The sequence below is a fragment of the Chryseobacterium sp. JUb7 genome, from assembly GCF_024806495.1.
Classification (GTDB): domain Bacteria; phylum Bacteroidota; class Bacteroidia; order Flavobacteriales; family Weeksellaceae; genus Chryseobacterium.
In genome coordinates, this window is sequence record NZ_JANUFF010000032.1 from 1 (window position 1) to 1687 (window position 1687).

Sequence of the window (1687 nt, forward strand, 5' to 3'; positions counted from 1 at the left end):
CTATCAGAAAATACCATTTCAAATTGAGGATTTAGAGGTATCAATGAGTAAAAGTCAGACGTTTTTTTTCCAAAATCATTAAAGAAAGATTCTATAATATCAGGCATCCAGTACCAGCTTGGTCCCATATCAAAAGTATATCCGTTGGATGTTTTAAAATGCCTTGCTCTGCCTCCGATTTCAGCATTTTTTTCAAAAAGATGAACTTCATGACCATCTTTTGCCGCATAAGCAGCAGCCGATAGTCCTGAAAAGCCAGATCCTATTATCGCAATTTTCTTTTTCATATTAATTTTTAAATGAATATTCTTCAAATACTGTCTGAATGAGATCTTTGCTCTTGATATTTCTGGAAAATATCGGATAATGGAAACGATCGAGCTTATTTAAAATTCTGATGAGTTCCATTTTTTCAGCAAAAGTTAAGTTTCCCACAACAATTTCTGTTGCCTTTCTTATTTTAGTCATCTGCTGTTCTAATGTTTTCAGACCTTTTTCAGAAATTTGAATGATTTTATTGCGTTTATCACTTTCAGATCCATATTGTTCAACCCAGCCATTATTTAAAAGTCTTGCGATAATCAACATTCCCACAGGTTTGTCATGAATATTTTTCTTAATCAATTCCATTTTTGACATGCTGCCGAAAGCTTTTAAATTGATGAGATAAATAAAATCTTCCTGAGTTGCAAATTCAGACTCTGCAATGGCAGATTTAGAATATGTTTTTGCATATTTATTAAGATGCAACAGTAGAGTACTTATTACACTTTCGGGGCTTCTTCCATTTTCTTTGCCTTCCCAGTAGGGTTCATCATTATTGTTTTGATGACGAAATTCTTTATCGCTGATCCATTTTTTAAAACCTTTAATATCATTCGTATACCTTAATGATACATTTTCTGTTTCAAATTCTTCTAGAAGACCGATAATATCTTTGGTGATCTTATAATTCATGACAATAAAATGGTTTATAAATTAACTTTATTTATTTAAAAAATAGTTTATAAATAAACTAATATCATTTTTTGTGCCAAAGAATAAAATTCATTAATATTTTATGTTTGGTTAAAACAGGCATGATAATTGTAAATTATGATGGACACCAAATAACAAAATATTATGAACAACGAAAAAACAGTATCAGTACTTAATGATTTGCTGAACATCACCAATGACAGAATTGAAGGATTTTCAAAAGTAGAAGACAAAGTATGGGATACTCATTCCGGTTTGAAATCAGATTATGATCAAATGGTTTCGCAATCACAAACCATGAAAAATGATTTAATCGGATTAATTAATGAAAGAGGAGGAGAAGCAGATAATACGACAAGTACTGCAGGAGCCATTCACCGGACATGGATAGATGTTAAAAATTCTTTCTCTGCAGACAAAGACGAATCAACGCTGCAAAATGTAGTTTTCGGGGAGAAAGCAGCTATTAATGCTTATCAGGACGCATTGGATAGTGGCGATCTCTGTCCGGAGAGTTCTAAAGTGGTTGCAGATCAGCTTCATCATTTGAAATCTTCCTTTAATAAATTTGAAAATTTGGAAAAAAGAAATTAATATTGATTATAATTAAAAAGAGAGTTTTCAAAGCTCTCTTTTTTTTATATCCAAATGGCTAATATGCACAGAAAGCCAAAATGCATATCTACAATTTCGTATTGTCTAAAAGAAT

General features: G+C 31.4%; 3 protein-coding genes. 1 reads left to right on the forward strand and 2 read right to left on the reverse strand.

The features are described 5' to 3' along the window. Nucleotides 1-287: NAD(P)/FAD-dependent oxidoreductase (locus M2373_RS22515; RefSeq protein WP_259113743.1), on the reverse strand; the 287-nt coding region annotated here is incomplete at its 3' end. Between the two features lies 1 nt (nucleotide 288). Then, nucleotides 289-957, reverse strand: coding sequence for a MarR family winged helix-turn-helix transcriptional regulator (locus M2373_RS22520; RefSeq protein WP_259113746.1), 669 nt, complete (start codon nucleotides 955-957; stop codon nucleotides 289-291). Between the two features lie 165 nt (nucleotides 958-1122). Here M2373_RS22520 and M2373_RS22525 point away from each other — a divergent pair, with 165 nt between their 5' ends. Beyond that, entirely contained in the window at nucleotides 1123-1572 is a 450-nt protein-coding gene (locus tag M2373_RS22525) for a PA2169 family four-helix-bundle protein (protein WP_259113749.1), read from the forward strand. Nucleotides 1573-1687: the final 115 nt, after the last annotated feature.